The 9,044-nt window shown below is 50.3% G+C and carries 7 protein-coding genes; 3 read left to right on the top strand and 4 right to left on the bottom strand.

Going from position 1 to position 9,044, the window contains the following annotated elements:
• Positions 1-163 precede the first annotated feature (163 nt).
• Positions 164-1,138, bottom strand: a complete 975-nt coding sequence (locus tag ACOJS8_RS16820) for a bifunctional helix-turn-helix transcriptional regulator/GNAT family N-acetyltransferase (protein ID WP_420149706.1) — start codon at positions 1,136-1,138, stop codon at positions 164-166.
• A gap of 217 nt (positions 1,139-1,355) precedes the next feature.
• Here ACOJS8_RS16820 and ahcY point away from each other — a divergent pair, with 217 nt between their 5' ends.
• From ahcY to ACOJS8_RS16805, 3 genes are all read left to right on the top strand, one after another.
• Positions 1,356-2,666, top strand: coding sequence for an adenosylhomocysteinase (ahcY, locus tag ACOJS8_RS16815; RefSeq protein ID WP_420149705.1), 1,311 nt, complete (start codon positions 1,356-1,358; stop codon positions 2,664-2,666).
• A gap of 136 nt (positions 2,667-2,802) precedes the next feature.
• Complete coding sequence (locus ACOJS8_RS16810) at positions 2,803-3,492, top strand: pseudouridine synthase (RefSeq protein ID WP_420149704.1); 690 nt, start codon at positions 2,803-2,805, stop codon at positions 3,490-3,492.
• 87 nt (positions 3,493-3,579) lie between these two features.
• The gene (locus tag ACOJS8_RS16805; RefSeq protein WP_420149703.1) at positions 3,580-5,091 is read left to right on the top strand and encodes a Gfo/Idh/MocA family protein; all 1,512 of its coding nucleotides are present in this window, start codon (positions 3,580-3,582) and stop codon (positions 5,089-5,091) included.
• A gap of 103 nt (positions 5,092-5,194) precedes the next feature.
• On the opposite strand, the gene ACOJS8_RS16800 is transcribed toward ACOJS8_RS16805, so the two are convergent.
• The 3 genes from ACOJS8_RS16800 to ACOJS8_RS16790 all read right to left on the bottom strand — a co-directional run.
• The gene (locus ACOJS8_RS16800; protein ID WP_420149702.1) at positions 5,195-6,850 is read right to left on the bottom strand and encodes a glycerol-3-phosphate dehydrogenase/oxidase; all 1,656 of its coding nucleotides are present in this window, start codon (positions 6,848-6,850) and stop codon (positions 5,195-5,197) included.
• Between the two features lie 82 nt (positions 6,851-6,932).
• Positions 6,933-7,547 carry a hypothetical protein gene (locus tag ACOJS8_RS16795; RefSeq protein ID WP_420149701.1) on the bottom strand — a complete coding sequence of 205 codons (615 nt, stop codon included), beginning with the start codon at positions 7,545-7,547 and terminating at the stop codon, positions 6,933-6,935.
• A 111-nt stretch (positions 7,548-7,658) separates the two neighbouring features.
• Positions 7,659-9,044 (bottom strand): trehalase family glycosidase (locus ACOJS8_RS16790; protein ID WP_420149700.1); only part of this gene is annotated, 1,386 nt, incomplete at its 5' end.

Here is a 9,044-nt window from a genome sequence, read left to right as displayed (position 1 = left end):
GACTACCTGAACGTCAATTATTTCGAAGCACCGATCAACAAGAATTTCGAGTACGTGTGGCCGAAAGAAACGGCGAAAAAATAACTTGCGCAAAGGGTCGGTTCAAAACGGTTGAACCGATCCTTTTCTTTGACTGGATCGATGGGGTAATCAACGGAAAGCTTTACAAGGTCATTTCCATACGAATATCGGCGCGAGCGTAAGGCGTTGGTACGCTCGGCACCTCCCGAAATCCAACCCGAGTATACATCGTCAGTGCCGTGGTTAGTATTCGATTCGATTCAAGCCAGATAGTTTTTGCCCCTAGCTGGCGCGCATAATCAATGGCCGCCAGTGCCAGCAACTTGCCTGCACCTTTCCCCTGTGCGGCTGGCGAAACTGCCATTTTCGCCAGCTCAAACTCCGTATTGCCTTCCTCCGGCCGGGTATTGATCATTGCCACACAACCAACAACCTCATGCCCCAGTTTGGCCAGTAAGATTTGGCCGTTATTAGGCAACACGTATCGTTCGGGATGATCCAGTTGTTCCAGATCATGCGATTCGACACGGAAATACGTTTCGATCCATTCGACGTTCAACCGCTTGAAGTCTGGCTGATAATCAGGCTCATAAGGAACAATAGAAATAGCCTCCAACGTAGTGCTTCCAGTCGTTTTGCTCCGCTTTAATTCATCCTGAACACGGTCGAAAAAGCCGCGTTCGGCTAATTGATTTTCCATTTCCTGAAGAGAGATTAATAAATTATGCGTCTGGCTGTTCAGCATTTGCCGATTGACCGATATAAAAGCGTCCCACAAAGGCTGAAGCTGCGGTATCATAGCTTCTCCTTTTTCACTAAGCGTAAGCAACCGCTTACGGCCATCGGTATCTGATTTGGCCGACTGAATCAATTTATGCTTTTCCAGCTCATTAACTACCTGAATCACAGCCGGATGTGTGATACCCAACTGACCAGCCATTTCGGTAATGGCTATAGGTCCCCGCCGGGCAATTAGCACAAAAACGGTTGCCCAACGCACATCAAATTCTACCCCTGATTGTCGATACGTTGCCGTAACGGCTTGCCAATAAAGATCACTTAAACGCCTGAGCCGACTAGCCAATGCTAATTCGGCCATATTAGCCATAAAATCCATAGTATGTAAGAACTTACGTAAGCTCTTACATAGTTAGATAAATGTTTCTTTCCTGACAAATAATTACCTAAAAAAATTAATGATCATTTATTCACCGGGCCCAAACGTAGCAACGGCAAATAGGGATTCTGGAAAACTGTCCTTATTTTTGCACTTTACTAAGAAACAGACTATACGCTGAAAACGAACGTATTGTTCGTCCAATTCAAAAAATCGTATGCAAACTTCCACTTACGTCCCCTACAAAGTAAAAGACATCGCGCTGGCCGACTGGGGCCGCAAGGAAATCAAACTTGCTGAAGCTGAAATGCCCGGTCTGATGGCTCTTCGTGCCGAATACGGTCCATCGAAGCCCCTTCAGGGTGCCCGTATCGCCGGTTGCCTCCACATGACCATCCAGACGGCCGTTCTGATTGAGACGCTGGTCGAACTGGGTGCTGATGTAACCTGGTCTTCGTGTAATATTTTCTCGACGCAGGACCATGCTGCGGCTGCCATTGCGGCTGCGGGCATTCCAGTGTACGCGTGGAAAGGCATGAACGAAGAAGAATTTAACTGGTGTATCGAACAGACGTTATTCTTCGGCGAAGATCGTAAGCCATTGAACATGATTCTGGACGACGGTGGCGACCTGACCAACATGGTTTTCGACGTGTATCCTGAACTGATTCAGGGCATCAAGGGTCTGTCAGAAGAAACGACAACGGGTGTTCACCGCCTGTACGAGCGAATGAAGAACGGTACATTGCACCTGCCTTCAATCAACGTAAACGACTCGGTAACGAAGTCGAAATTTGATAATAAATACGGCTGCCGCGAGTCGCTGGTGGATGCGATCCGTCGTGCTACCGACCTGATGCTGGCTGGTAAAGTAGCCGTTGTAGCCGGTTATGGCGACGTGGGTAAAGGTTCGGCCGAATCGCTGCGGGGGGCAGGTTGCCGCGTACTGGTAACGGAAATCGACCCAATCTGTGCGCTTCAGGCCGCTATGGACGGGTACGAAGTGGTCCCGATGGACGAAGCCGTTCCGCGCGCGCAGATCTTTGTAACCGCTACGGGTAACGTTAATATTATTAAAGGTCGTCACTTCAGGGCGATGAAAGATAAAGCCGTTGTCTGCAACATTGGTCACTTCGATAACGAAATCGATATGGCCTGGCTGAACGAAAATTACGGCCATACCAAGAGCCAGATCAAGCCTCAGGTCGACATGTATGAAGTAGACGGAAAAGAAATTATCGTTCTGGCCGAAGGGCGTCTGGTAAACCTGGGCTGCGCGATGGGTCACCCCAGCTTCGTCATGTCGTGCTCGTTCTCGAACCAGACATTAGCTCAGTTGGAACTATGGGCTAACTCGGACAAATACGAAAATAAAGTATACGTACTACCGAAGAAACTCGATGAGAAAGTAGCCGCGCTGCATCTGGCTCACGTTGGCGCTAAACTCGAACCGCTGGAGCAGGCGCAAGCTGATTACATCGGCGTACCGGTTGAAGGTCCGTTCAAATCAGAAATGTATCGGTACTAAGGAGAACGGGTTTTGTTTTAGGCAAAATAAGTCTAATCTTTAAATCCGTTCAATTCAGGTTCAGAAGCGCGGTTTCGGCAACGAGGCCGCGCTTTTTCGATTTACTCTAATCGTTTTACTATCTCCATCTATTACGTTGCCTGAACCATTATCTATTCTTTACCAGTCAGATGATCTGGTAGCCATCAACAAACCCCATGGCTTGCTGGTGCATCGCTCACCCATTGCCAGCGATGCCAGCGAATTTGCCGTCCAATTGCTACGTAACCAGATCGGCCAGCGTGTGTATCCTGTCCATCGGCTGGATCGAAAAACAGGGGGTGTGTTACTCTTTGCGCTGAATGAGCAGATGAATTCAGCGATGCAAACACTTTTTGCCGAAGGTGGTATCCAGAAAACCTACGTAGCGATCGTACGCGGCTACACCTCCGATGAACTGACGATTGACTATCCGCTACGTCGTGACGACGGATTACTTCAGGATGCCGTTACGTTCCTGAAAACGCTACATCGTACGGAAGTTCCCCTACCCTTTGGCAAACACGCTACGTCCCGTTATTCGCTGATCGAACTTATGCCTACTACCGGCCGGATGCATCAGTTACGTAAGCACATGGCTCACGTCATGCACCCGATTATCGGCGACCGACCTCATGGCTGTAACAAGCAGAACAAATTATTCAAAGAGCATTTCGACATGAACACCATGCTTCTTCATGCGCAACGTATTGAATTTGATCATCCCGTTACGTCGGAGAGGATTACGATCACCGCACATTTGCAGCCGGAATTTGCGCGGATGATGGGGACGTTATTTGGGGAATAGCCTGTTCCGTAAAAAAGCGAGTATATAGTAGGTATATTGTATTCGATTTCGCCTTATTTATTTTGTACAACTCCTATACGTTTACTCATGAACCAATCAGATAAAACGTCTGGCCAGGATTCCCCTAATCAGACTCAATCAGGTACCTCTCGTCGGCAATTCCTTCAGACTGGCGCGCTGGCAGCAACTAGCTTCCTGATTGTACCCCGCCACGTACTGGGGGGCAAGGGCTTTATTGCACCCAGCGACAAACTCAATGTTGCCGGAGTCGGCATTGGCGGAAAAGGCTTTGGCGACGTCAATAACTCATATAATAACGGAGCTAACAACGTAGCAGCTCTATGCGATGTAGACTGGGGGCTTCCGAAAGTAAAAGACATTTTTGCCAAATATCCAAACGCAAAACGGTACAAAGATTTCCGTGAAATGCTTGATAAAGAAGGCAAAAACATTGATGCCGTAACCGTTTCGACGGCCGACCATACGCACGCCGTTGTGGCTATGGCTGCCATGCAGCGGGGTAAGCACGTATACGTACAGAAGCCGCTAACGCACAATATTTACGAAGCCCGGATGCTAACTGAGGCAGCTCGTAAGTACAAGGTTGTTACGCAGATGGGAAATCAGGGTTCCTCAAACCCGCAGCAAAAACAAATGGTGGAGTGGTTCGACAAAGGGCTGATCGGCAACGTGCATACTGTTTATCTATGGACCAACCGACCTGTTTGGCCACAGGGTATTCCTGTGCCGCAACCTGCCGAACAGACTCCGGTTGATCTGGATTGGGATCTGTGGCTCGGGCCTGCTCAGAAAGTTGGCTACACACCTGCTTATCATCCCTTTAAGTGGCGTGGCTGGTGGAATTTTGGCGCTGGTGCGTTAGGTGATATTGGTTGCCACATCATGGACGTACCGTTCCGGGTGCTGGGCATCGGTTACCCAACAGAAGTTGAAACCAGCATCGGTCAGGTATTCCTGAAAGACTGGACAGCGGAGTACATTCCCGAAGGTTGCCCACCCTCGTCGCATGTCGAGCTGAAGTTTCCGGCCTCGGCCAAGAATAAGTCGGACCTTAAAATGGTTTGGCTGGATGGCGGCCTGCGTCCGTTCCGTCCTGAAATGTTACCCGCCGGCGAACCGTTTCCCGAAAATGGCGAGAATGGCGTATTCCTGATTGGCGACAAAGGGTTAATTGCCTGCGGTATGTATGGGGATGATCCAAAGCTGTACACAAAAGACGGGCAGAAGATGGAAGCGGCTCCCAAACCCAAGGCGGGGTCGGGCGTAACCGTTTATCCGGAAAACGGCCACCAGGTCTACTGGACCGAAGCCTGCAAAGCTGGTTTTAACAGCAAGGAGCACAAAGCTCTGACGTCGTCGTTCGATTTTGCCGGACCGCTCACCGAATCGGTGCTGATGGGTAACCTGGCTATTCGGAGTTATACGCTGCGCCAGCCGAAAGCGGATGGCAAAGGTTTCAACTATCCCGGCCGTAAACAGCTAACCTGGGATGGCAAAAACATGAAGATCACGAACTTTGACGAAGCCAACCAGTTCGTTAAGCGCGAATACCGCAATGGCTGGTCGTTAACAGCGTAGGCATTATCACTACGTATAGTAAAAGCCCGAAAGCTTCAAACTTTCGGGCTTTTTATTGTTCCTGAGTGTAACTGTTCGATTTCAAAAATCCTGCGTAATGGTTTCAGGCCAGCGCAGAAGTTCGTTCAGAAGTTAGTCCGGCCTGGGTTATAAACGTACCCAGAAGCTCCTGGTAGGTTTGTATCTGTTCAGTGCGGTACGTATCACTCCAGCCTGATTCAGCAGCCATTAAATCGGCTACCTGTGGAGCAATTTGAGCCGTCAGCTGCCAGTCGGACAGTTCGAGCCGCCAGCGACGGGCCAGTACATCGCGCAACGTAACGGCCATCTCTTCCCGCACCTGATACACGACTTCGGCCTTAATGAATGGCCGACTGTCGGTTAGTGCAGAGGCCAGGTCAGGGTTTTGTTGCGACAACGCTGCTACGTTCTCAGCACGGTTTCCATACGTCTGCAAAAGATGCTGACATACCTTCGCCGGCAGATCATATTTTTTTTGTAAGCGCTGCCAATCTTCAAAACGGTAGTTTTCGCCCCCAACTAAATAGTGGGTTTCTGTACTGCTTTTGGCGGCAGATCGATTCAAAACTTCGCTTACCCGATCAATAGCATCCTGTGCCATAACCCGATACGTCGTCCATTTGCCACCGAGTAAACTCAGCAAGCCCGACGTAGCGTCGTGCTCAACCTCATGGTCACGCAACAGCGTTTTTGTATCGGCACGGCTACTTACAATGAGGGGACGAATACCTCCGAAACCCGATTGTACCTCCGATCGATCAGGCGTTTTGTGTAGATAAGGACGTACCGTTTCGAGCAAATAATCAACTTCCGCAGGTTCCAGTACCGGCTCTCGGTTCAAATCCAGATAATCGTTATCAGTCGTTCCAACAAACACCTTATCGCCAAACGGAATGGCAAAAACGACCCGCCCGTCCGCTGTTTTTGGAATCAGGATGGCGTAATCACTATTGAGCGTTTCGCGGGGCAGTACAATATGAACACCTTTGCTGGGCCGGATTCGTGGGTCGAGTGCTGGGTTAGCCAGCAGCCGAATCGTGTCGGAATAAGGGCCTGTACAGTTCAGAAACACCGTTGCCCGAATGTTGATTACCTCGCCCGTAAGCTGGTCCTGAACCGTAGCGGCTGTGATACGTTCCTTTTCGTGGACAAAGCTGGTCACGGCCGCGTAGTTTACGACGGCGGCACCCGCTTCATCGGCCGAATGTGCCAGTGCCAGCGCGTACCGGGCATCGTCAAACTGACCATCGTAATAGAGCACCGCCGAGTGCATCTGCCGCGTCAGCATCGGACTTTTATCAAGTGCCTGACTTTTCGAAAGCCAGTTGCCTTTGGGAAATGAATCGGGACCTGCAATAAAACCGTAAAGCGTTAGGCCAACGGTCATATATAGGCCTTCGAACCAGCTAAAAACCGGAGTTAGAATCGCCAGAGGATGCGCCAGATGCGGAGCGTTGCGGATAACGGTTCGCCGTTCGGCCAACCCGTGACGTACCTGACGCAATTGCGCCAGATCGAGTTTTTTGATGGCCTGTTCCAAATACCGAACCCCCCCATGAATTAGTTTGGTCGACCGCGACGAGGTTTCGCCCGCAATGTCGCCCCGATCAATCAGGGCGACCCGGTAGCCACGTAATGCCGCATCCAAAGCAGCACCCGCTCCACTGGCCCCCGCCCCGATTATACAAAGATCAAACGTTTCCTGTTGTAGTCGTTTCCAGTTTTTACTTCGATTCATGGTCCCCGATAAAATCCTCTGTCAAACAGGTAACGGTTACAGGCAGGCAATTAGTTGCCTCAGTATCTTTATTTTATCCAACTTAAGAAGAATACCCACGGCTCCGGCCACCAAAAAATCCACTACGTCCGCCCGAAGGCCGAACTGTACGGGTTACGCGAGAATTCCGAACGTTTTCCCGTATCTCGTTAGACCGATTGTACAGACCCGAATTGGCGTATACACCAGCGCCATAGCGTTGTTCATCAGCACGATATTGGGGTGCCGTAGACCGCCCAAGCATGTAGCCCAGCCCGCCCCATAACAGCGCATTGGCCAACCCATTGTGATGATGATAAGCGCCCGGATTCTGGAGGTACGCGCTGGTCGACTGATCATTCTGGACGAGCCGTTTGGCTGCTTCGACACTTAACGTATCGCGGTGCCCGTCATAATAATTGACAATCGCACCCGCCCGATCAGGGCTAACCTGAACTTCATCCGTAATTTTAAAATTACCGGGAGCCGTTTCCGTAATGTATGTCCGAACACCCCGGCCGAAACTCGTTTCCGTTTGTTCGGTTTCGCCCTCGTCAGAACGGTTATTGCCGCAACTCTGCAGCATGACCGATCCATTGAGCAATGCCAGACTGAGCGTAGTACTAAGCGTAATATCTTTTACACGCCGAAGAACGGTGTGTCGACGAAGTGGTGTCATAGCCTGAGTTATAAATAATTAATGCTTAAAACTACACGCAGGAATCAAGCCCGGCAAGCAGATACGGATGAAAGGACGGCGGCCTAAATAAACGAGCAAATATAGCGATCGTTAAATGGTCGCTCTCTCTTTCTCCCGCTCTTTATCCATGGCCAGATAAACGCCATTTGTCCAGCCGAAACCGTCCTGATTGGGGTATTCTCCCCCGCCGGTCGTTAAGGCGGCATCCACGACGTTATACTTCTCCATCATTTTACCTGTTGCTTTGAAGACCTTGTCGTTCAGAGCCAGCCACCGATCCCGCCCTTCCTGGGCCGTTTCCGTAAAGCCGTAGTTCATCAGGCTCCGATAAACAATCCACTGCAAAGGTGCCCAACCATTCGGCCAGTCCCACTGCTGTTCGGTATGGTTCAACGTAGTTACCCAGCCACCCGCCTGCAAAAAGTCGGCTTTGAGCCGATCGTGGATGTGAATGGCCTGTTCGGGAGTTGCTACGTTAAAAAATAGCGGAAACACTCCTGCCAGCGTAATCGCTGGTGTTGGCTTCTGGGCAAGGGCGTCATAATCATGAAAGAAGTTTGTATTTTCTTCCCAGAAAACAGTCTGAATAAGCTCTCGTCGCGACGTAGCAAACTGATCGAACCGCTGCGCTTCGTCGTCTTTGCCGAGTAGTTTGTAGGCATCCCGTAAGGTAGTTTCCAGCGAATACAGCAGGCAATTCAGATCGACGGGTACGAGGTCGGACGTATGAATCGAAGCCATCGTTTTCTGATCGGTAAACCAGCGGCTCGCGAAATCCCAGCCTGATTCGCAGGCAGCACGGATGTGATTGTATAACGCTTCAGGCACCACACCAAGCGGTTCAGCTTCCTCAGCCAGTTCAATCTCCTGTCGGTACGCTTCGGGACGGGGAGTAGGCGTATCGTCCCAGTAGCGGTTCAATACGTTGTTATGAGCGAAACGAACAGTCCGACGAACGATAGGTCCATCGTTCGAGCCTTTCATCCAGAAATCATACTCGCGCTGCAACTGAGGCAGGTATTTTACCAATGTATCGGGTCCATCGATCTCGGCCAGCAAACGTATCATCAGCGCGAAATAGGGTGGCTGCGAACGGCTTAGGAAATACGTACGATTTCCATTCGGAATAAAGCCAAACGTATCGATCAAATAAACGAAGTTATCAATCATACCCCGTATCAGATCAACCCTGCCCGCTTCTTTCAGACCGAGCATGGTGAAGTAGCTATCCCAGTAAAAGATTTCCCGAAAGCGCCCACCCGGTACGATGTACGGATGGAGCAACGGAATGCGTGAGCTTCCCTCAACGGCCGGTTCAGGATAGCGGGTCAATCGTTCCCATAAGCGATTAATATGATCGGCCGTACTGAAGGTTCTGTCGCTGACGTAATCGCTGATGACTTTTCCCGGCACGATAAAATATTCACGTACAAACGTTTCCAGATCGAAGTCGGGTTTTTGTTTCTCGGTTTCATA

The sequence above is a fragment of the Spirosoma sp. genome (assembly GCF_048594605.1).
In the GTDB taxonomy this organism is placed as follows: Bacteria; Bacteroidota; Bacteroidia; order Cytophagales; family Spirosomataceae; genus Spirosoma.
This window is presented reverse-complemented; position numbering and strand designations above follow the sequence as displayed.